21 protein-coding genes are annotated in these 21,229 nt (G+C 36.9%); 9 read left to right on the forward strand and 12 right to left on the reverse strand.

The window, feature by feature from the left end:
• Positions 1-106: 106 nt before the first annotated feature.
• The 4 genes from ACIQ1H_RS17545 to ACIQ1H_RS17560 form a co-directional block, all read right to left on the reverse strand.
• Positions 107-352, reverse strand: a complete 246-nt coding sequence (locus ACIQ1H_RS17545) for a DUF3006 domain-containing protein (RefSeq protein ID WP_402890466.1) — start codon at positions 350-352, stop codon at positions 107-109.
• Positions 339-1,514 (reverse strand): MBL fold metallo-hydrolase, encoded by a 1,176-nt coding sequence (locus ACIQ1H_RS17550; protein ID WP_402890469.1) that lies wholly within the window; start codon positions 1,512-1,514, stop codon positions 339-341. The genes ACIQ1H_RS17545 and ACIQ1H_RS17550 overlap by 14 nt, the downstream gene beginning before the upstream one ends.
• A gap of 75 nt (positions 1,515-1,589) precedes the next feature.
• A complete protein-coding gene (locus ACIQ1H_RS17555) occupies positions 1,590-2,936 on the reverse strand; it encodes a GntP family permease (protein ID WP_402890472.1) in 1,347 nt (448 codons plus the stop codon).
• Positions 2,937-4,076: a glycerate kinase gene (locus ACIQ1H_RS17560; protein WP_402890474.1), complete on the reverse strand. Its 1,140-nt coding sequence runs from the start codon at positions 4,074-4,076 to the stop codon at positions 2,937-2,939.
• Positions 4,077-4,281: 205 nt separating this feature from the next.
• Here ACIQ1H_RS17560 and ACIQ1H_RS17565 point away from each other — a divergent pair, with 205 nt between their 5' ends.
• Positions 4,282-5,355, forward strand: coding sequence for a CdaR family transcriptional regulator (locus ACIQ1H_RS17565; RefSeq protein ID WP_402890477.1), 1,074 nt, complete (start codon positions 4,282-4,284; stop codon positions 5,353-5,355).
• Positions 5,356-5,664: 309 nt separating this feature from the next.
• Here ACIQ1H_RS17565 and ACIQ1H_RS17570 read toward each other — a convergent pair whose 3' ends face one another.
• The gene (locus ACIQ1H_RS17570; RefSeq protein ID WP_402890480.1) at positions 5,665-7,170 is read right to left on the reverse strand and encodes a coproporphyrinogen III oxidase; all 1,506 of its coding nucleotides are present in this window, start codon (positions 7,168-7,170) and stop codon (positions 5,665-5,667) included.
• Between the two features lie 189 nt (positions 7,171-7,359).
• On the opposite strand from ACIQ1H_RS17570, the gene ACIQ1H_RS17575 reads away from it, so the two are divergent.
• Positions 7,360-7,740, forward strand: a complete 381-nt coding sequence (locus tag ACIQ1H_RS17575) for a hypothetical protein (RefSeq protein ID WP_402890483.1) — start codon at positions 7,360-7,362, stop codon at positions 7,738-7,740.
• 54 nt (positions 7,741-7,794) lie between these two features.
• On the opposite strand, the gene ACIQ1H_RS17580 is transcribed toward ACIQ1H_RS17575, so the two are convergent.
• The 3 genes from ACIQ1H_RS17580 to ACIQ1H_RS17590 all read right to left on the reverse strand — a co-directional run bounded on the left by ACIQ1H_RS17580 (position 7,795) and on the right by ACIQ1H_RS17590 (position 10,100).
• Positions 7,795-8,457, reverse strand: coding sequence for a ribonuclease H family protein (locus ACIQ1H_RS17580; RefSeq protein WP_173479825.1), 663 nt, complete (start codon positions 8,455-8,457; stop codon positions 7,795-7,797).
• 137 nt (positions 8,458-8,594) lie between these two features.
• Complete coding sequence (locus ACIQ1H_RS17585) at positions 8,595-8,939, reverse strand: YlbF family regulator (RefSeq protein WP_173479826.1); 345 nt, start codon at positions 8,937-8,939, stop codon at positions 8,595-8,597.
• An 18-nt stretch (positions 8,940-8,957) separates the two neighbouring features.
• The gene (locus tag ACIQ1H_RS17590) at positions 8,958-10,100 is read right to left on the reverse strand and encodes a DUF445 domain-containing protein (RefSeq protein WP_337980421.1); all 1,143 of its coding nucleotides are present in this window, start codon (positions 10,098-10,100) and stop codon (positions 8,958-8,960) included.
• Positions 10,101-10,321: 221 nt separating this feature from the next.
• On the opposite strand from ACIQ1H_RS17590, the gene ACIQ1H_RS17595 reads away from it, so the two are divergent.
• The 4 genes from ACIQ1H_RS17595 (at position 10,322) to ACIQ1H_RS17610 (ending at position 13,860) form a co-directional block, all read left to right on the forward strand.
• Positions 10,322-10,525, forward strand: a complete 204-nt coding sequence (locus ACIQ1H_RS17595; protein ID WP_173479828.1) for a YheE family protein — start codon at positions 10,322-10,324, stop codon at positions 10,523-10,525.
• A 171-nt stretch (positions 10,526-10,696) separates the two neighbouring features.
• Complete coding sequence (locus ACIQ1H_RS17600; RefSeq protein ID WP_402890488.1) at positions 10,697-11,107, forward strand: hypothetical protein; 411 nt, start codon at positions 10,697-10,699, stop codon at positions 11,105-11,107.
• 425 nt (positions 11,108-11,532) lie between these two features.
• A complete protein-coding gene (locus tag ACIQ1H_RS17605; RefSeq protein WP_255639588.1) occupies positions 11,533-12,876 on the forward strand; it encodes a hemolysin family protein in 1,344 nt (447 codons plus the stop codon).
• A gap of 75 nt (positions 12,877-12,951) precedes the next feature.
• Positions 12,952-13,860 carry a cation diffusion facilitator family transporter gene (locus tag ACIQ1H_RS17610; protein WP_402890491.1) on the forward strand — a complete coding sequence of 303 codons (909 nt, stop codon included), beginning with the start codon at positions 12,952-12,954 and terminating at the stop codon, positions 13,858-13,860.
• Positions 13,861-13,906: 46 nt separating this feature from the next.
• Here ACIQ1H_RS17610 and ACIQ1H_RS17615 read toward each other — a convergent pair whose 3' ends face one another.
• Positions 13,907-14,650, reverse strand: coding sequence for an effector binding domain-containing protein (locus tag ACIQ1H_RS17615; protein ID WP_402890494.1), 744 nt, complete (start codon positions 14,648-14,650; stop codon positions 13,907-13,909).
• Between the two features lie 75 nt (positions 14,651-14,725).
• On the reverse strand, positions 14,726-15,658 hold the full coding sequence (locus ACIQ1H_RS17620) for a helix-turn-helix transcriptional regulator (RefSeq protein ID WP_402890497.1): 933 nt from the start codon (positions 15,656-15,658) through the stop codon (positions 14,726-14,728).
• Positions 15,659-16,069: 411 nt separating this feature from the next.
• Here ACIQ1H_RS17620 and ACIQ1H_RS17625 point away from each other — a divergent pair, with 411 nt between their 5' ends.
• On the forward strand, positions 16,070-17,191 hold the full coding sequence (locus tag ACIQ1H_RS17625) for a response regulator (RefSeq protein ID WP_402890500.1): 1,122 nt from the start codon (positions 16,070-16,072) through the stop codon (positions 17,189-17,191).
• A 489-nt stretch (positions 17,192-17,680) separates the two neighbouring features.
• Here ACIQ1H_RS17625 and ACIQ1H_RS17630 read toward each other — a convergent pair whose 3' ends face one another.
• The gene (locus tag ACIQ1H_RS17630) at positions 17,681-18,328 is read right to left on the reverse strand and encodes a response regulator (RefSeq protein ID WP_402890502.1); all 648 of its coding nucleotides are present in this window, start codon (positions 18,326-18,328) and stop codon (positions 17,681-17,683) included.
• Between the two features lie 12 nt (positions 18,329-18,340).
• Positions 18,341-19,456: a GAF domain-containing sensor histidine kinase gene (locus tag ACIQ1H_RS17635; RefSeq protein ID WP_173479835.1), complete on the reverse strand. Its 1,116-nt coding sequence runs from the start codon at positions 19,454-19,456 to the stop codon at positions 18,341-18,343.
• Positions 19,457-19,690: 234 nt separating this feature from the next.
• On the opposite strand from ACIQ1H_RS17635, the gene ACIQ1H_RS17640 reads away from it, so the two are divergent.
• Together ACIQ1H_RS17640 and ACIQ1H_RS17645 are read left to right on the forward strand one after the other, a co-directional pair.
• Entirely contained in the window at positions 19,691-20,116 is a 426-nt protein-coding gene (locus ACIQ1H_RS17640) for a disulfide oxidoreductase (protein ID WP_173479836.1), read from the forward strand.
• A 204-nt stretch (positions 20,117-20,320) separates the two neighbouring features.
• Entirely contained in the window at positions 20,321-21,160 is an 840-nt protein-coding gene (locus ACIQ1H_RS17645; RefSeq protein WP_337980416.1) for an RluA family pseudouridine synthase, read from the forward strand.
• Positions 21,161-21,229: the final 69 nt, after the last annotated feature.

A 21,229-nucleotide genomic window follows, 5' to 3' on the forward strand; every position in this document is an offset into this window, starting at 1 on the left:
TGCGACTTATGTTTGTGCTATTCCCGCAGGAGTCTTCGTGGATTTTTACTTAGTTAGCGCTACTGGCATCGCCATTTTAATTCAGAATTGTTTGAGTGACTGGCACTCAATTTTTTCGGCGTAATTTGTCCATTAAACTTTGCACTTCGGCCTTCTTTTGCTCTGTTTCTTCTTTTAATATGTCAATATGGTAAGTGTTATCAATTTCTTTAATTAAGACGCGATCACCTGCTTGTAACGATTGATTCACAGTGTTGATAGGTAGAATTAGTTGCTCAACTTCCTCTGGATATTTTAAAAAAATTGCATAGCCATCTTCAATGCGGTCTAATGTGTATTTAGTCGAGTTCACTTACAACTTCCCCTTTCGCATTAAGTAATTGTGCACTATCTCCATCATTTAGCCAAATCTGTCTTGTTGTCCACTTTAAATAATTTTGTCCCTCACGTGCTGTCGTTCCGCTAGTGACATAAATTGTTTTTCCTGGCTGTAATGATACATTAGGAAAATTAAAAACTTGATTCCCTTCTATTGATACAAGTTGCCAACCCTTTAACGAAACTGTATCTTGACCATTGTTTTTTATAGCAACTATTTCCTCTATTAAATCCTTGCTAATAATTTCTACATCTTGTTTCAAACTCGGTTTTTCAGCAATGGCACCTGACCACTCTTTCGCACTTACACTATAGCTTACCCCATCTGTTGAAACAGTAACTGTTCCAGCCTCGGCTGTTGCATAAATTTTACTTCCGATCGCCTGTAAACGCTCTACAACTTCAGCATGTGGGTGTCCATATTTATTATCTTTGCCATAACTTAATATAGTTACTTCTGGTTGCACTGCTTGTATAAAGCTTTGAGAGCTACTTGTATTGGAACCATGATGGCCTGCCTTTAAAATAGTCGCCTTCACATTTTGTTGCATCATTTCTTTTTCTAGAGCTACACCTGCGTCACCTGTTAATAAAAATGAAATATTTCCATAGGTAACTTTTAGCACAATCGATGCATCATTATTATCTGAGGCATCTTCGTTAGCATTCAGTACTTTTATTTCTAGTTCATCATCAAAAGCAATGCTATCTCCCGTTTTCGGCACATTATACGGAATATTTTTCGTATCAATAAGTGATAGCATTTCTTCAAACGTTTGTGATGTATGTACTTTCCCAGAATCATAAAACTGTTCAATAGGAATCGAATTCAATACAGGGATTAAACCGCCAATATGATCCGCATCTGGATGTGTCGCGACGACTATATCAAGCTTATCTATACCAAGTTCATTTATATGTGAAACGACCTGTTGCCCAGCCCCTTTCACACCTCCATCAACGAGCATCGTTTTACCATTCGGTGACTCAATTAAAATTGAATCGCCCTGTCCTACATCAAAAAAATGCACACGCATTTCATGGCCTGCTGCCACTGGTATTTTTTCTGTTTCTAATGCTGATGTACAACCTGCTAATACAAAAATACAAAGGAGCACAGCGAATATTTTTTTCATTACATATCGTCCTTTCTATTTTCTATTATACAAAAAAAGAGAGCGAACCCGAAGGCTGCTCTCTGCTGAAGCAAATTAAACTAAAATCCACCACAAAATCATCGTAATCACAATCGTTACAAGCCCCTGTAATAGTGTCGCAACAGTTTGGGCTTTGTACGCTTGTGTCACTTCCATTCCACTATACTGCGTAATAACCCAGAAAAAGCTATCATTTACATGACTAACCGTCATTGCCCCTGCTCCTATTGCCATTACCACCAATGCTAATGGGACAGCGCCTTCAATACCAAGCGTTATAAGCATTGGAGCTACTAGAGAAGATGTTATAACTAACGCTGTTGTTGAAGAGCCTTGTGCTGTTTTTAGCGCAGCCGCTACGATAAATGGTACAAGGAGGAATAGGCTTCCTGATGCAAACATACCTAAATCCATTTCTTGCAACATTTCACCAACGCCAGCATTTTTAATAACCGTTCCAAAAGAACCGCCCGCTCCAGTAATTAATAAAATCGGAGCAGCCTCTTTTAAGCTATCACCTATCCAACCAGTTAACGTTTTTTCACTTATTTCAGGTAATAACAACATCGCTGCTGCTACACCTAAAAATAAAGCAACTGTTGGTGATCCTAAAAAACGTAAAATCATATTAAACGTAGCTTCACTATCCCCAACTAATGCTGCGATTGATCCTAGCCCGATTAACACAATTGGAAGCACAATCGGTAAAAATGATTTAAATGTTGATGGCATTTTACCAAATGATTTAATGATTTCTTCATAATCCAATGCCTCTAAGTCATCTTCAGGCACGCGAATTTTTGTTGCTACTTTAACTGACCATAAATAACCTACAAAAGTCGCTGGAATTGCTACTAACAATCCAATAACAATTACTGTTCCTAAATAATCTGCTGCCCCTATATTACCAGCCGCCGCTATTGGCCCTGGTGTTGGTGGCACTAACACGTGTGTAGCAAAGAGCCCTGTAGCCAAAGCTACAGCCATCGAGGCAATCGTAACATTTGCACGCTTTGCTAATGATTTTTGTAAACTCGATAAAATAATAAACCCTGAATCACAGAAAACAGGAATGGATACAATATAGCCGATTAAAGACATAGCTAATTGAGGACGCTTTGGCCCAACAATTCGCAATACCACTTCTGCCATACGATAGGCAGCCCCTGATTTTTCTAAAATAAGTCCGATAATTGTTCCTGCTATAATGACTAAACCAATGCTTGTCATCAAGCCTCCAAATCCCGTATTAATACTTTCAACAACCGTTAATAATGGCATTCCAGAAGCAATGCCTACAAAGAATGCACTAATTAATAGTGCTAGAAACGGATGAAGCTTTAGCTTTGCTGTTCCGACTACAACAAATAATACCCCTATTAAAATAATAACGAACAACATTTACTCATCCCCCATATTTACATAATTCTCAATTATTTTTTTCGTTTTTAGACGAATTAAACGATAAGGCTCTTGCATTGCTTGCTGGACAGTAGTCGATTCGTCTACTAATGATTCCACAACAGCAAAATAATTGAGCAAAATAGACTTATCCTCCTCATCAATGGCTCCAGACAATAGCATCGCCTGTGTGTTTGTTGTTTTTGCAGCCATTGCCACCCCCAATGGCGCCTTGCCATGTAATGTTTGGCGATCTGATTTACCTTCACCAGTAAGAACAATTTGTGCGTCTTTCAACTGTTTTTTTAACTGGACAGCCTCTATAACAATATCTATGCCTGCATGAAAAGTACCATTTAAAAAGGCAATTAATGCACCACCTACACCACCAGCAGCACCTGCCCCTTTATAATCATGTAAACGAATGTGATACTGCTTTTCCACAATATCTGCAAACTGCTTTAAGCAATTATCAAAATAAGTAATCTCATGCTCTTTCACACCTTTTTGCGGGCCAAAAATAGCTGTAGCGCCGCGCTCTCCAATCAATGGATTATCTACATCACATGCAATTGTAAATGTTGCTTCAGACAAGCGTGCATCGAGCTGACTATTATCAATGGATGCTAAATCTAATAATGCTGACACGCCATTCGCAATAGATGTCCCATCATCTTTTTTAAACTGTAAGCCTAGTACCTTTAATAAACCAATACCAGCATCGTTTGTGGCACTACCGCCTATTCCAATAATAAATTTTCGAAACCCTTTATTCAGTGCTGCCATTATTAACTGCCCTGTCCCATATGTTGATGCAAGCTCAGGATTTTTTTCACTGTCCTGCAACAGCATAATTCCAGAAGCCTGTGCCATCTCGATGACACACGTTTCATCATCTCCAAGCACACCAAACTTTGCTTCGATTGTTCTGCCTAGCGGATCGAGCACATTTTCTGAAATATACTTACCTCCCGTTGAAGCAATAAGGGATTCTAGCGTACCTTCTCCACCGTCTGCCACTGGTAAAATAACTGTTTCAATCGATTGATCAGCATCTATGATTCCTTCATGCATCGCATTCGCAACTTCAAATGCAGATAAAGTACCTTTATAAGAATCTGGACAAATTATGACTTTCATTTGATACCCCCACTTTACATCCATTCATATTTAAATTGGTGCTCAGCTGTCAGACGATATAGTTTTATCGCATACAAGAAATTTCTTCTAGCCAAAGTTAAGCGCTTACAAATTATTATAATGACAATAAATTCAGAAAACATTATAATGAATGTACAAATTAACTGTCATATAACAGAGGTTTATTTATGCGAGGTGTATAAGCATGTTAACAAAAAAATTAGCAGAAGAAATCGTGCATCAAACAATGTTACGATTACGTCGCAACATTAATGTAATTAGTCCAACTGGAGTTATTTTAGCTTCTGGCGATAAAATGAGGGTGGAAAATATACACGAAGGCGCACTTTATGTGGCAAAATCAAAAGAGACACTCATCATTAATAAAGAAAACATTGATGCCTATCCCAATACAAAACCTGGCATCAATATGCCGATTATGTATCAAGATGAAGTTCTTGGAGTGATCGGTATTACAGGTGATTCTGAGGAAATTTTAGAAATTGCCAACCTTGTTCAACTAACAACTGAAATCATGACACATCAAGCGATTGTAGAATCCAAAAGTGAGTGGCAACGTAAAAATAACGATTACATATTTGAAGCGTTAGTGCACGGCAGTAAGATAGACGCCGCCTTACAAGAACGCATTCAAAAGCTTCCATTCGCTCTTGAAGCACCTTTTCAAATTGTATTACTTAGCTTAGATGCACCTTCGTCTGCAGAAAATAACCTCCCTCTGTTTTTTGAGGATTTATTTTATAAGCAGCCTGTTCTTTCAGGTCATAGCCAGCTTCATGAATACTATATATTACTAACAAACTATGATGAGCAGAAAAAACAACAAATGATGAAAGCTTTACGTAAAAAAAAGCATAAACTACCATCATTACAAATTGGTGTTGGACCAACTGTACCAAATTTATCGCAACTTCCAAATTGCTATAACGGCGCTAAAACTGCACTTGAATTTGCCTTTATGAATAAAGAAATTACGTTTTTTGAAGATGTCGAGTTATTTTCTCTTTTTAAAAAGAGAGACTCTGAGGAAGTACAAGCATTCCAAAATCGTGTGCTAAAAAATATGAATGCTAAACAACTTGAAACGTTACAAACTTTTTTTGATTGTAATTTACAGCTAAAACTTTGTGCACAACAGCTTAATATTCACCGTCATACACTTACCTATCGTTTAAATAAAATTCGAGAGCTGACAGGCTACGATCCACAATATTTTGAGGATGCTGTTATTTTAAAAATGGCCTGCACTTTCCGATAAATCATAACCAGTCTGGGACATATAACTTATAAAGAAAAGTCCTTCGTAATTTTTGCTATGGTTGATGTCCGCTACGGCGGGCGCTTTCCGCGGGCACACCGTAAGCCGCAACCCTCGCTAACGCGCGGTTTGTTGCGTCTTACTATGCGTGCGTTCCCGCAGGAGTCGCCGCCTCCGCTACCATCAACTATTGCTCTCTGCTAAATATTATCTATTGCCAAAGAAAAAATGGCTAAGTTCTTCAGAATACGCACACCAAAAAAGTGTTAGATTGATTGCAGTCAATCTAACACTTTACTTTTTTGCCCTTTAAGCATTATATAATTCATTTAATAACTCAATTTTTTTGCCAATGGCGTCTTCAAACGTCATAATGTACGCTGCAGGATCTTTAGGATTATGGAATTGTGTAATCCGTCCTGTCTCAGGATGAACAAATTTAGAAGAGGCCCCACAGCCAATACCTAAAATGGTCTGCACTTCTTCCATGATCACAATATTATAAATGCTTTCTTCTCCCGCTTTACTGTAGCCTACATTTTCTAAATTGCCTAAAATATTTTTTTGACGGTATAGATAGTAAGGAACATAATCATTTTCCTTCGTCCATACTTGTGCCATCTGCATCATTTGAGCAACCGTATCACGATCTGCCACCTTGTATTTATCTTTATTCCGCGTCATTTCAGAGGCACGTTTAAAGGATAATGTGTGAACAGTTAAAGACTCTGGTTGCATTTTTGCAGATTCCTCTAACGAATGTTGGAACTCTTCCGTCCCTTCATTCGGCAAGCCAATAATTAAATCCATATTGATGTTATTCATCCCAGATTCGCGTGCTAGCCAAAACTTATCAATTGTTTCTTGCACCGTATGATGGCGACCGATTGCTTTTAATGTTTCATCTGTATAAGACTGCGGATTTACACTAATACGATCAATGCCCCATTTTTTCAGTACAGCTAATTTCTCTGGTGTAATCGTATCTGGACGACCTGCTTCAACCGTCACCTCACGTATCGTTTCAGGATTCGGGAAAGCGTCATACATTGTTTGATACAGTGCATCCATTTCATGTGCTTCAATTGAAGTTGGTGTGCCCCCACCCCAATAAATTGAAGTAATTTTCATATTGTTCTCAGTTAGCCACTTACCCATCTCACGCAATTCAATGTGCAAGCCATCTAAAAATGTCTCTACACGACCTTGCTTACGGTTACTTCCAATCGCATACGCAGGGAAAGTACAATATGCACATTTTGTTGGACAAAACGGAATGCCAATATAAACACTAATCTCCTTCCCGATATTGTCTAAGTCTGGAATAGTGACTAGCTGACGGGCAACAATGTCCTTCAACAGTGCTACTTTTTCCTCTGACAAACGAAAGTCCCGTACGAGTACCTCCGCAATTTCTCTATCATCCATACCTGCTTGGCGGAATTTATGGTAAAGCTTTGTCGGGCGCACACCTGTTAAAATTCCCCATTGCTGATGCATACCAGTATGCTGTTCTAGCACATTTAAAAACACATGTGATAGTGCACGTTTCAGTCGAATATTTTGCTCACGACCAACCGCTTCTATCGCATAATCAATATGGTAATCATTCGTGTAACGTTTACCATCTACCTCAAGCACCGCGCTAGTATAAATAGCAAAATGTTCATCAACTCGGTAGTTGAAAGCAACGGACATATCGGCTTCCTGCGCAGTCGTACTTAACTTTGAATCCTCAAAAAACAAATTCGCAATATGATTTAATACGCGAATCCAATCCTCAGGATACTTTCGATCTATTTGAATAATTTTCATTGTTTTCGCTCTCTTCTTTCAATATTCCAATGTACATTACTAAATTAATGATTGCCTCAATAGTTTAACAAATTTTTATAAGTATAAGCAAAGCTACTATTTTCAAGTTATAATTAACAGAATATTTAGACTAATTATAGACAATTTATTTATTATTACCTATAATTTTTAGGAAAGGTGGTGTTGATAGTGGGTGTATTAATAGAAAACGGTTCTTCTGTTTCTAGCTTTATTCAGCAAGTAGAAATTGCCTTCCATCATTTTGATTTACAACGATGTGACGAAAAGACAATGTATTTCACCATATTTTTAAAATATCGCGAACAAAAAGTTCTTTGTGATTTTATTTATATTATGAATCATCACGAAATGTACGGGGCTATCTCTATCAACGAGCATTATAAACATGCAAGGAACTTTATTCAACAGCATTTCCACCATATCCTTTTATACTCTGACGAATTACGATTAGCACGAAACTTCATGAATACTACTCATTTCAAGATAAACTTCCAGCAGTTCGCCAAAAAATATCCAAAATATACGGCAAATAAACTGCTTTTTCCATAGGACAAGTTTTTAACAAAAGGGAGGCGTCAGTAGTATTCGACGCCTCCCTCACTGTTATTCCTTTAACCTTTCACTCAACCCTGTAATATCAATTCCGTTTAATGCTTGTGTTGCGAGTCTGTCTGCTTCGGCATTCTCTTTCCTCGAAATCAGTTTATAGTCTGGTCGAAGGCTTAGCTCACTTAATTTTGCGTCAATTTTGTCTGCCCAACCTGCTAAATCCTTTTCCAATGCCGCCCATTCTCCGTTTAGCTGATTAATAACGACTTGTGAATCCCCTATAATGCTAATCGGTAAATGATGAGCATTTAATAATTCAAGCTCCACTAACCCTAAATAAAGCGCTGCATATTCAGCCTCATTGTTGGATTTAAGCTCCGCGGAAAAGGCATTTTTTCTTAGCCTATACGGTTTACCATTTTGCTCATAATAAATGGCACACCCAAGTCCTGATTGTTTAGTTGTTCGATCAAAGCCTCCATCAAAATAGACAGTAATATTATGGGGTTCCGTATCAACTTCTTTTAAATATGCTTTTAGCTCCTTAATAGACCAGTTCGTATCTTGTCGATCGATAAATTGTAACGATTTAACACGTCCTGTACGTTCCATATCTTCCGCCAATAATAACGCTTGAGCTCCAGGCATTTCTTCTGACCGTAAAATCGTTCCAGCACCCTTTGGTGTTTTATAAGTCCATTCAATTAAAACATGCATAAAATTCCCTCCATAAGTGAAAACGTGTCTCGAATAGCCGAGACACGTTTTCCTTCTTACTTTGTTATATGTGCAAATATACGATTATTTATTCCTCACAAAATATTTAACGGTATATCGCGAATAGACATGCTTACTTACATACCCTCGTACAATGATTGGATTGGTTTTACTAAAATACGATTTACTTCTTCGATAACACCACTTAGCTTCATCTCTGCTTCAAGCATTGCTACAATTTTCTCATTTTGTTGCGCAAGCTGAGCTGTTTTTTGAGCATACAGTAGTTCATCTTCCTGTAAATCTTCCCCAGCCATTTGCTTTTGCTGTAAATCTATTTGAATCTTACGGAAGTTTTGGAATAGCTTTATTGCATCCTCATCCGCCTTCACGACTGCTACTGCCTCTTCTAATGCTTTAAATTCCTCCGTTTTGCGGAAAGTTGCCTCCAAAGCATTAATCTCATTATAAATATTAACCATTATTTCTTTTTCCCCTTTCTAAATAAAGTAGACGATTAAACCTTGCACAATACCAATTAGACCACCAAGAACGGCACCAAGTACAGTAATCATTTTAAATTCACGCTTGGAAATGCCAAGGACAAGCTCTTCAAGTTTCGATACTGGGAACGAATCGACTTGTTCACGTACGACTTCTTGTAAATTTAAACGTTTTAACACATCTTCTAATTTATCTTCCGCTCTAGTAAATGCCTTTTCAATCATTTGAGGCACGATTGTTTCCCTCATCCAAGTACTTCCGCTAGGCCAGTAATATGAAATAGGATGCTGTAAGCGTTCTGCAACTGCTAATTGATCTTTTACATAGCTTTGTAAATTTGCTAATATCGGTTCAAAATCAATATCCTCTAAATAATCCATTGCTGGACGATCCTTTAATTTTTCCCACTCCTGTGTGAAAATGTTCGTTAGCAGCGCTGTTGTTCCAGGAGCCTGTATAAACTTCACAAGCTCACGTTGTACTTTACCCATAAGTGACGAAGAATCACCTAAAAACATATTAAGCATACCGCCTAGTGATCCTTTTGACGATAAAAAGTCATCAATCATCGCCTTTATCGTCATTTCTCCAGCTGGCGATAAAAAATAATCTTCGCCTTTCTGCAAAATATGCCCAACTGCTACTGGAATTTTAGCATCAATCGTCTGTTGAATGTCCTCCGATAACAGTGTACGAATTGTTCTCGTTGATAATGTATTCTTAACTGATTCAAATTGTCCGGCTACAATTTGCTCTACCTTTTGTTCAATCGTCACAGGCATATTGGAGAAACCGGCTAAAGTTAACCAATCTTGAATCGTTTTATCTTCCGTAAAAAATGTTTCTTCTACTTTTGTTTGTACAAATTGTTCTACTTTATCTTGAATATCTTTTGAGAAAAACTTTTTCCTAAAGGTCTCAGGTGTCAGTAGATAATTGACGACAGTCAATCCAAGCTGCTTCGCTAATTCATCACGTCTTTTTGGAATAAGACCAGGTGTAAATGGCACGCGCCAATTTTTAATATAGATCGCTTCATGAGGTCGAAATAGCATTTTAATTGCTAAGTGATTTGTTATACCTCCGATTGCAGCACCGATGATTGCCATAAATAATAATGTCACTATAAAATTGTCCATTAGCATCCTCTCATTTCAATCATATTCACTTTTGGCGTATTTTGTCGCCTATTGGACTCATTATAGCAGAGCAATGAAATCCAACGAAAGAAATACCCTCCATTTAATTACGATAAAGCATAATTGTACCTATCTTTAATACATTACAAATTGTTTAGTTGCAAAATGCCTGCTATCCTTGAATAATATTAAATACATATCATTAGAAATGGGGTTTGTATATGATTCAGCATTTTAGCTTTAAACCTTTATTTGAAAATACACAGCTTCCTGGATGGGCCATTTCGTTTTTCTATCAACGTGAACGTTATGCTGCAGAATATTTAAAGGATGGCGTTATCCAATGGATTGGACCTATTCCTCCGAATGAAGAAGATGTTAAAAAAATGATTCACGAACTTATGCTTTTCCATATTTATGACTAATAATAACGATATTTTTTTGCTTTTATCCACTTAAAAATACCTAATATTTACTAGTAAAATCACTGCTATTATACGAAAAGTGCTTATTTATATTGATATTCCTGTATTTTTCTTATACATTTAATAAATGAATTTATTTCTATAATGTTTTTTATGCAGGAGGCTATTTCAATGAGTAAAGTCGCACTTTCTGATGACTTAAACAACTATAATTCGAAAGCATTAATTCGTGCAAAAGTAAAAGAACTTTTTTCTGAATTTTCCGCAAAAATTTTCGGATTAGTCGATGAGGCTAGCACTATCGATAGTAAAAAATTTGAAGCACTATCTGGCTTTAGCAGTAATTTTTACAGTGAGTATTGTAGCCAATTAAAAGCTATTTTTGAATCTCCAACTGGAATAGGAAAACGTGCCAATAAACAAATGTATTTAATTTATAATGGCAATCATTATATTCTTACCCAACAAGGGCTAACAGATAAAGCACCTATCATCATTTCAACTTTTTCAGGCACCATCCCTATAAAAGAGTCTGTGCATGATGTAGAAAAGGCTTGTCTTAAATTACGTTTCCAACAATAATTTTTTCGATACATATCAACGCAAAAAAGAGGTTATCTCCTAAACGGAGACAACCTCTTTTTTTGTTGCATATTAAAAATAATTCATTTAAAAAAATCCACAAGTAAAGCACTCTTGAGATTTTTGACGTGTCGTTTTATATGAGATGCAAATGCTTCTTTCTCTAAATAAACTATCCTTGCTCCATATAAAGTTAGCATAATGCATATTGATTTTCAATCATTTGTCATCTAGATAATGTTCATTTCTTTTAAAAGTAATGGCTTCATAAAATAGTATAAAAAAGTCGTTGTCAATATTTGTGTTTTAGTTATAAATAACTTATGATTAAAACATCCAACAATTTTTTAAATCATAGGAGGTGTACACTTTGTTTACTTCCCTCATTCGGGCGGGGACAAAGGAATTATTTGGACGGAGACATATTGGAAATAACCATAAGGTTGGCGGCATTCGCCCTACTAATCATAATGACAGGATTTTTCGTTGCAACTGAATTTGCAATCGTAAAAGTGAGAACTACCCGTATTGATCAATTAGTCGCAGAAGGCCATAAAAAAGCGAAAAATGCAAAACGTGTTGTATCGGATTTAGACGAGTACTTATCCGCTTGTCAGTTAGGTATTACAATTACAGCACTTGGACTTGGGTGGCTAGGTGAACCAACGTTTGAAATCATTTTACATCCAGTGTTCGAGTTTCTAAATCTGAACGGTAGCATAACATCTATCCTTTCATTTATACTTGCATTCTCTATTGTAACGTTTATGCATGTAGTTATCGGGGAATTGGCGCCAAAAACTTTAGCCATCCAAAAAGCAGAATTTGTTACATTAAACTTGTCTGGTCCATTAATTTTATTCCATAACATTACGTATCCAATCATTAAATTATTAAATGGCTCTGCTCGTGGTTTAACAGGTCTATTTGGTCTTAAAATGATGTCAGAATCAGAAGTTGCGCATACTGAAGAAGAATTGCGTATGATTTTGTCGGATAGTTTAAAAGGTGGAGAAATTAATAACGCAGAATATGAATATGTAAACAGTATCTTTGAGTTCTCAGATCGCCTTGCAAAAGAAATCATGGTGCCACGTACTGAAATCGTCGGAATTGAGAAAGAGCTTACGATTAAAGAAGTATTCGATTTAATGGGTGTCGAGCAATATACTCGTTATCCAATTATCGACGGTGATAAAGACCATATTATTGGCTTAGTCAATATGAAGCATTTATTAACTGCTTACATTAAAGACCCAGCAAATGGTGATAAACTAGTGATTGACTATATGCAACCGATTATTCGCGTTATGGAAACAACGCAAATTAATGAATTATTACTCAAGATTCAACGTGAACGTATTCATATGGCTATTTTAATGGATGAGTATGGTGGAACATCGGGTCTTGTAACCATTGAAGATATTATCGAGGAAATTGTCGGGGACATTCAAGATGAGTTTGATGAAGATGAAATCCCTGAAGTACAAGAAGTTGCAGAAAATCATTTTATTTTAGATGCAAAAATGCTACTAGAAAACGTCAATGATATGCTAGGTACTGACATAGAAGATGATGATATCGATACGATTGGTGGTTGGTTCATGACGAAGCGTTTCGATGCTGTTGAAGGTGATAGCATTGAAGAGCAAGGTTTTGAATTCACAGCTAAAGAACTAGACGGTCACCACATATTATACTTAGAAGTTCTGAAATTACCTGAACTTGATTTAGTAAATGACATCGAAGAATCGAAAGACTATAAATAACACAGCTAAGACGGCTCCCTTTCATATAAGGGGGTCGTTTTATAATGCCCGAAAGTTTTGCGAGGAGGAAACAAAATGGAGCTCTATACAAATTTACGTCAAGGGGAAAAAGGCGCTTGGTTATCTATCGCTACTTACTTAATTCTGAGCTCGACAAAGCTAACAATTGGCTACATTGGAACATCTGAAGCTTTAAAAGCAGATGGATTAAACAATACAACAGATATTATTGCATCTATTGCCGTATTAATCGGCTTGCGTATTGCCCAAAGACCACCAGACTCAAATCACCAATATGGCCATCTGCGCGCTGAGACGGTTGCTTCACTCGTTGCATCATTCATTATGCTTGTTGTCGGCTTACAAGTTTTGATTGCGTCTTTAAAAGGGCTATGGGAACCAAGTGGCACAACTCCATCAATGTTAACAGCATTTGTCGCAATTGGGAGTGCTGGAGTAATGTATATTGTTTATCGTTATAATTTAGCTTTATCAAAAAAAATTCGCAGTGCTGCTGTCAAAGCTGCCGCTTATGACAATCGTTCAGATGCACTTGTCAGCATTGGTACAGCTATCGGGATATTCGGTGCAATTTTCGGCTTCCCAATCATAGATACATTGACAGCACTTGTTGTAGCTTTTCTTATACTAAAAACGGCCGTGGAAATATTTTGGGAAGCTGTTCAAAGTCTTACAGATGCATTTGATATCGATGAAGTCGAGACTTTATCGGTTTTAATTCGCAATGTAAGCGGCGTTATTGAGCTTTTAGATTTCAAAGGACGCGCACATGGCAATATGTACTTTATAGATGTAACTGTGACAGTGAATCCTTACTTAAATGTCTTTGAAAGCCACCGTATTACTGAAGAAATTGAACGAACAATTATGCGGGAAAATCACTTCTGTCACGTACTCGTGCATATTGAACCACACGTCGAAGATTTGCCGCCTACACACAAAAGCCAGCCTCCTACCACTTGATGGTAAGAGACTGGCTTTTTGTAATATTTCGCTTCGCTCTAAAAAATTACTTAATTGCTATATAAATATCGACTTGAGCCTCATTAGGTTGGCATCGTTCATCATATACTTCAAAGTCACCAGTATACGTTCGTTCCACTTCTGCATTTGCAAACCAAGCCCAAATATCTTGCCAAGCTTTAATAACAATGTCTGGCATTGATCCTTTTTCGGAACTAAAGACTAAATATTTAGAGGCAGGAACTGTTTTTATGGACATCTCTTTTGGCACATCTTTGTCAGTTGATATTTCCACTCCAAGTGTTATTGAATAATCTCCGTTAACATCTGTTTCATAATCAGAATACAGTCCATACATAACGCCCTCATTCACTTGATTGAACAGTTGACCTGCAACATTTTGCTGAAAATAATCTGTCCATAATTGTGGTATTTTCGCTGTAGGAGTTAATTCATTCGCATTATTTGTGCGCGCTGTTATCCCTACTATTTGAAAACTTTGTTTTTCCTTTACAACTGGTTGTTTGACCTCTCGTGTTCGCCATCTTTTTAAATTAGGTAAAAACGAAGCTAACATTTGTCGTGCCTCTTCTTCTACCATACCTTCTTCTTTTAAATGCGGTACACATAAAGAAATCATCGTCTCAACAGTTATATTTGGCTGTTTAAACTCTCCTAATTCGTAGCAATATACGCAATAATCCTGTGATACTTGTCCATCCTTTTCTGTTCCTAATAATTCCGCGTTCACTAATGGCATTCCACAGCTTTGGCAATAACTTTGCATCATTTATTTCCACCCTTCGTTCATTTGTATTCACTATAACAAAGCAAACTTGACATCTGTATGTCATCAATTGAAAGGTTATTTCTCACCTTTTGTTTCCTGATATAATGCGACAATTTCCTGTGCCCGTTTGTGCACAATATCAACTAAATAAGGTGGATCAATAAGCTTTATGCGATTCCCAAAGCTCAGCAGAAATCCATAGAGCCATTCATCTTCAGGCAATGACACTTGCACGATTGATTTTTCATTATCTATATGTTCTGCCCCAAATGTTTCTTCCACTAGTGTTCGAATTGATTCTTCGAATGACAGCGTGATTGCCACTAAGTTGTGTGGTTGCTGCCAAGCTTTATCCCAAGGAAGTTCTGCTAAATGAACTGCCTTGCGTTCAAAACATACGAATGCCTCTTTAATATCCTTCATTCTTGAAATTTTAAATAACCGAAAACTATTTCTTAATGTGCAATAGCCATAGATATACCACACTTTCCCCTTCTGTACTAAAGTATGTGGCTCTATTAAGCGCTTTGTCATCGTCCCATGCGCAGTTGAATACAAGAAGCTGACACATTGCTCGTCCTCAATTGCCTTTTTCAATAACGTTATTTGTTCTTTTAATATAATATTTTGTCCCCAAGGGCTGAGGTCAATAAATACATGATCCATCGATTTTTTCACTTTGTCATCTGCAATCCCCGTTAATTTTTCTAAAACGGCTTTAGCATGTGTATCCTCATATGACGTCAAGGCACTTTTGAGCGCAATCGATAGAGAGGTTAGTTCCTCCTTCGTTAAAATTTGCTTATCCATTCTATATCCATCGATTAAACTAATTCCTCCATTTACTCCTTGCTGACTTACAACAGGTACCCCTGCAAAGCTAAGGGTTTCAACATCGCGGTAAATTGTACGAACGGATACGTCAAATAAATCTGCCAATTCTTGAGCCTTTACTTTTTTACGATTAATTAAAATCATCGTCATCGTTAGTAAACGATCTAATTTCATTTGTCTAATTCCTCAACTTTGTACATATTTTTAAAACACACACTACTTTTCCACAACAAAGTAATTTTCAATTACTTATATCCTATTATTTTTAAGTATTTTTTAAGTACCTTTTGAGTTTTCTTTAAGTCAAATGTACTATAATAACCGCTATTACATAATACATTCATTAGAATGTTTTTACAAAATAAGAAAAAAAGAAACTTTAAATCCCTTCAGTCAATTTTCTAGTTTAACTATCGCAACTTTCTTTTTGTAAAATAGTTTAATAATAAACGCTTATACAATTATTTCAATTCTCTTAACACTACATAAAAAACTTTTATCCTCTATATAATGGGGAGACCTTTTCAAAAACAATGTACTAGAGTTTAATGGTTTTCAATTTAATTGTATAAAGGAGATTTTGATGTGATTCGAGCCGTTTTAATAGACAATGAACCTCTAGCTTTACACTATTTTCAAAATAAGCTACAAAACTTTCAACAAATAGAGGTTATCAAAACTTTCACTAGTGTAAAGCTATTCTTAAATAGCCTTCCATCACTGGAATTTGAAGTAATATTTTTAGAAATAAAGCTTGATGAACTGAATGGACTTGAAGTAGCTGATATTATAAAAAGCAATCATCCACATGTAATTGTTATATTTATAACTTCGTATTCAGAATTTGCAATCCAAGCATATGAAATAGGAGGACTTGATTATTTACTTAAACCGATTAGCCAAGCAAGCTTACAAAAAACAATATCACGTATTGAACATGAATTTTCTATGCAACAGTTGGTACAACAAACTTCTAATACGATTTTAAACGTCCAATGCTTTAATCAATTTGCTACCTATAGCAACAATAGTCTCGTCTCCTTTAAAACGGAGAAAACAAAAGAATTATTCGCCTATTTTATATTGCATCCTAACATGCCTATTCATCGAGATGTGTTAATTGAAATTCTGTGGCCTAATTTAGATTATGTTCGTGCCAAATCTAATCTTCATACAGCACTATCTTATTTAAGAAAAACATTAAATAATATGGGCTATACGAACTGTATAATATTTTCTAATAAATATTACATTTTTGAGAAACCAAATATTTTGTGTGATTTATACGAATTCCAAGATTGTTTTAATGATTTTAAGAAGTCCGATTATCCTCCGATTACATTAATTAACCAATGTCTTGCTATTTATAAGGACGGCTTACTCGTATTTGATGATTATGAATGGGCTACCTCTGATAGAGATAAGCTTACTAAATCATACATAGAGTTATTAGAGAAAGGATTTCAAACGAGCATAGCAACTGAAACGGAAAAAGCTATTGACTATCTCAAACGTTTAATAGAGTTTGATCCTTATAATGAACATAAGCTTGAACAATATTTACAATTGTTAATTAATGCGGGATTTCATAAACAGGCATACACTATTTTTTTATCCTATGAACAAAAATTAAAAGAAGACTTAGCACTCACTCCGAGCTCCACTTTACTAGAAATGTCGAAGAAATTATTTAGTTATAATCAATAAATTACATGGAAAGAAAAGCATGCCAACCTTTTTAAATTTAGAAACAGTAGCAAAACATTCGTATTTTTTGCTGCTATTTACTATGGTGAAGAACTTTAGCTATTCATGATCTTTAGCAATAAATAATTTTCTCAAATAGCACTAGTTGATGGTAGCGAAGGCGGTGTGCCCGCGGAAAGCACCTGCCGTAGCGGACATCAACGGCATAGCAAAAAAGTGGTAGATTATCTGAAATCCACATCTCTTTCTTTTGCAAGAATAATAAATTAGCAGCGTTCACTAGTTGATGGTAGCGAAGGCGGTGACTCCTGCGGGAACGCACGCAACGTAAGACGCAACAATCCGCGCGTTAGCGAGGGTTGCGGCTTACGGGGTGCCCGCGGAAAGCACTGCCGTAGCGGACATCAACGGCATAGCAAAAAAGTGTTAGATTGATTGCAGTCAATCTAACACTTTTTCTCTTTTGTCCTAGCCACGTTTATTGATTGCCTACTGGCCGCTGCCTTCAGTCAATCCATGCTTTACTGCATAGAGTGCGGCTTGTGTTCGATCTTGTACTTGTAGCTTCGTAAAAATATTGGAAATATGCGTTTTTACTGTTTTTTCAGTAACGAATAAAGATGAAGCAATTTCTCGGTTACTTTTTCCCTTTGTAAGCTCTGCAAGTACATCTTGCTCCCGTGGAGTTAATGGATTTAAAACATGTAGTGCATTTTCCGATTCTTGACGATCCATCTCAAGTGTTGAAGTTGCTTCTGGGTGTAAAGTATGTTCCCCCTGCATAATGCGACGAATCGATGATACTAACTCATCAGGTTCAATATCCTTTAGCTGATATCCTGCTGCCCCTGCTTCCATTGCTGGGACAACATGATCTCGATCAGAGAAGCTCGTTAGCATTAAAACTTCAATGTGCGGAAACTTAGATTTTATGCGTTTCGTTGCTTGAATACCATCCATCTCAGGCATTACTAAATCCATTAAGATAATATCTGGCTGTATGCTTTCGGCTAGCGCAACTGCTTCCAAACCATTTTTTGCTTCCCCAACAACCTCAATATCTTTCTGTGTCTTTAAAAAAAATAATAATCCTCGTCGGACTACATGATGATCATCTGCAATTAGAACACGAATCATTTTATTCCCCCCTTAATATGGCAAGCGGATTAGCAGCTCCGTGCCTTTACCAATTTCACTTACCCAGTCAGCTGTCCCCCCCACCGATTTAGCTCGATCTTTTATCGATTGCAAGCCTATGGATAGGAGCTTAGTATTATGATCAATAACAAAGCCTCGTCCCTCGTCACGAATAACTAATAATATATCAGTGGCTGTTACCGTAATATAAAGTGCCGCTTCAAGTACACCAGCATGACGACGCACATTATTAAGCGCCTCCTGTGCAACACGAAATAACGTTTCCTCAATACGAGATGGAAACTGTAAAACACCAGATACGGTTACATGAAGCTTTAATCCGAGCATTTCAGCATATACTTTTATCGCCTCTAACAGTCCATTCTCTAACCCTTTTGGCCGTAGTTGCCATATGAGTGCACGCATTTCTGTTAAAGCATCTTGTGTTAAATGCTGTATCTCCTTAAATGTTTCTTTTACCTCAGTGTCGTTACTCATCTCAATGCCAGCCCTCGCCGTTAACGTTACAGAGAAAAGAAGCTGATTTACTGAATCATGTAAGTCCCGTGCCAGACGATTACGTTCCTTCACGAGCGCCATTTCCTGCTCCTGCTTAGTCAATAATATGCGCTTAATGGCAGAGCCCATTTGAAAGGCAACCGATTCCAGTAAGGCAAGCTCTTCCTCTGAAAACCGCACTGTATTTTTGGATGCTACATTTAAAACACCAAAACGCTCCTGCCCTGATTGCAGCGGTACCGTAGCATGATGTGTAATTCCTTCGTGATCGCCAACGTTTGCAGCAATTGCACTTTCGATACGTTGACATTCAATAATGTTAGAAGCTTTTTTTAATTCTTCATTACGATAACGAGATACACACCAACAGCCTCCTTTTTTTAAATAATGGCAATTATTATGTTCAAGTGCCTCTGGTAAATTTTCATGGACAACAAGCTCTGATCGTCCCTTTTCATCAATAAAAAATATCCAGCCCGTTTCAAAATTCGTACCATTTAAAAACTTTACAAGCGCGCCTTTTAATGTAGTGTTGATTTCTGTTTCTTCATTCAATAACTCAGCAATTTCCTTTAAAATACTAATATTGGAGTGCTCGTTCTCTCTCACAAAAACACCTCTTTTTATTGGCATTACGTAATTTAATGATAACATTTCCAAGTCAAAGGTGTCTGCCTGAGCCGTTCATACTTTAGACTGAAATTCCATTGTTTTTATATATAATTGTGTGAATATACTAACGAGACAGCATTAGATAAACTCTATAATTGAAACATTTTACTTCTAAATTCAAAACACATATAATCGTAACAAGTACATCGTTAGCATAAAGGGAGTTTTTATATGTCAAAAAAAGAGGAAAATAGCTTATTGTTTATTTGGATTGTCTCTGTCGTTGCAACACTAGGCTCACTATATTTTTCTGAAATTCGTCACTATGAGCCCTGTAAAATGTGTTGGATCCAACGTATTTTTATGTATCCTATAGCAATAATGACTACTATTGCCTTTATTCAAAAAAATGCTCGTATCGCTGTAACAACGGCAGTATTTGCCGTAATTGGTGGCTCTGTATCACTTTATCATTATGGAATTCAGAAACTAAGCTTTTTAGCTGCTTCTGCACCTTCTTGTGGTGCCGTGTCTTGCACTGGTCAATACATAAACTGGCTTGGTTTCATTACCATCCCGTTTTTAGCATTAACAGCATTTATTTTAATTGTAGGCGCAAGCTTGTATTTAATTAAAGCTTCAAAGACTGCTAAATAATGCGATAAGTATTTTTTGATTTACCACATAGTGTCCGACAAAAAATTCGCGATATGCCTGCGGGATAGCGATTCAAGCCAGATTATGCTGTGGCTTTAACATCTGGTATTTTGTGAATCGTCCTTGTGCAGAAAGGGAGCGGATTTTTTTGTCTAAAAAAATGACAAGGGTGTTCGATAACGCTCATTCCATGGAGGAAAATAGATGTTTCAATATGAAATAAAAGACAATCATCTAACGATTGAGGAGCTGCTACGTACTAATTGGCGCCTAGGGAAAAAGCTAGTTCACGAATTACGTATGGAGAAGGCAGTCACGTCACTTGAAGGAGAACCATTACAATGGAAGGACCCACTTCCTGCAGGAACAATCATTAAATTTTCATTTCCTATCCCTGCCTCTAGCTATAAGCCGACGCCTGTTTGTGCAATTGATGTTGTGTATGAAGATGATCACTGTTTAATTGTTTCTAAACCAAAGGGCATGTCCACTCATCCTAATGATGAGCGCGATACGCACACTTGTATGAATCACGTTATGGCTCATATGAAAGAGCAAGGTCGAGACTATGCAGAACATGTTCATCGCCTTGATAAAGGAACAGAAGGTTTACTTTTAGTTGCAAAGCATCCACTTGCAAAATCCATTTTTGATCGCATGATTGAAGAGAAAACAATTATTCGTACGTACGCTGCAGAGGTGCAAGGAAATCTTCGTACTACATCGGGAACTATTGCTGAATCTATTGGTAAAGACCGTCACCATCCTACACGACGTGTCGTATCAAACACAGGTCAGCATGCTGTAACACACTATGAGGTTGTTGCACGCTATAAACATTCTTGTGTTGTCCACCTTGTTTTAGAAACAGGTCGTACACACCAAATTCGTGTTCACATGGCGCATATCGGTCATCCGATTATCGGCGATACGATGTATGGTGCACGCGAAACAGCTAGCGGTGATTATGAACTACATGCCATTCAATTAGAATTTGACCACCCGTTTTTAAATAAATTAATTATAGTAAAAGATAAAGAATAGCTATAATGCTACAGTACAAACCACTTTCAGGGTTTGTACTTTTTTTATGGAAAATATCACTTTTTGGTA

The organism is Lysinibacillus sp. NPDC097279 (genome assembly GCF_044761745.1).
Classification (GTDB): domain Bacteria; phylum Bacillota; class Bacilli; order Bacillales_A; family Planococcaceae; genus Lysinibacillus.

Coding starts and splice junctions, on each gene's coding strand:
- ACIQ1H_RS17560 (WP_402890474.1), bottom strand. CDS start 4,076: ATGAAAGTCATAATTTGTCCAGATTCTTATAAAGGTACTTTATCTGCA.
- ACIQ1H_RS17645 (WP_337980416.1), top strand. CDS start 20,321: ATGTTTCAATATGAAATAAAAGACAATCATCTAACGATTGAGGAGCTG.
- ACIQ1H_RS17600 (WP_402890488.1), top strand. CDS start 10,697: ATGAGTAAAGTCGCACTTTCTGATGACTTAAACAACTATAATTCGAAA.
- ACIQ1H_RS17595 (WP_173479828.1), top strand. CDS start 10,322: ATGATTCAGCATTTTAGCTTTAAACCTTTATTTGAAAATACACAGCTT.
- ACIQ1H_RS17555 (WP_402890472.1), bottom strand. CDS start 2,936: ATGTTGTTCGTTATTATTTTAATAGGGGTATTATTTGTTGTAGTCGGA.
- ACIQ1H_RS17590 (WP_337980421.1), bottom strand. CDS start 10,100: ATGGACAATTTTATAGTGACATTATTATTTATGGCAATCATCGGTGCT.
- ACIQ1H_RS17550 (WP_402890469.1), bottom strand. CDS start 1,514: ATGAAAAAAATATTCGCTGTGCTCCTTTGTATTTTTGTATTAGCAGGT.
- ACIQ1H_RS17630 (WP_402890502.1), bottom strand. CDS start 18,328: ATGATTCGTGTTCTAATTGCAGATGATCATCATGTAGTCCGACGAGGA.
- ACIQ1H_RS17580 (WP_173479825.1), bottom strand. CDS start 8,457: ATGCATGTTTTAATTGAATGGACTTATAAAACACCAAAGGGTGCTGGA.
- ACIQ1H_RS17565 (WP_402890477.1), top strand. CDS start 4,282: ATGTTAACAAAAAAATTAGCAGAAGAAATCGTGCATCAAACAATGTTA.
- ACIQ1H_RS17615 (WP_402890494.1), bottom strand. CDS start 14,650: ATGATGCAAAGTTATTGCCAAAGCTGTGGAATGCCATTAGTGAACGCG.
- ACIQ1H_RS17640 (WP_173479836.1), top strand. CDS start 19,691: ATGTCAAAAAAAGAGGAAAATAGCTTATTGTTTATTTGGATTGTCTCT.
- ACIQ1H_RS17610 (WP_402890491.1), top strand. CDS start 12,952: ATGGAGCTCTATACAAATTTACGTCAAGGGGAAAAAGGCGCTTGGTTA.
- ACIQ1H_RS17620 (WP_402890497.1), bottom strand. CDS start 15,658: ATGAAATTAGATCGTTTACTAACGATGACGATGATTTTAATTAATCGT.
- ACIQ1H_RS17585 (WP_173479826.1), bottom strand. CDS start 8,939: ATGGTTAATATTTATAATGAGATTAATGCTTTGGAGGCAACTTTCCGC.
- ACIQ1H_RS17570 (WP_402890480.1), bottom strand. CDS start 7,170: ATGAAAATTATTCAAATAGATCGAAAGTATCCTGAGGATTGGATTCGC.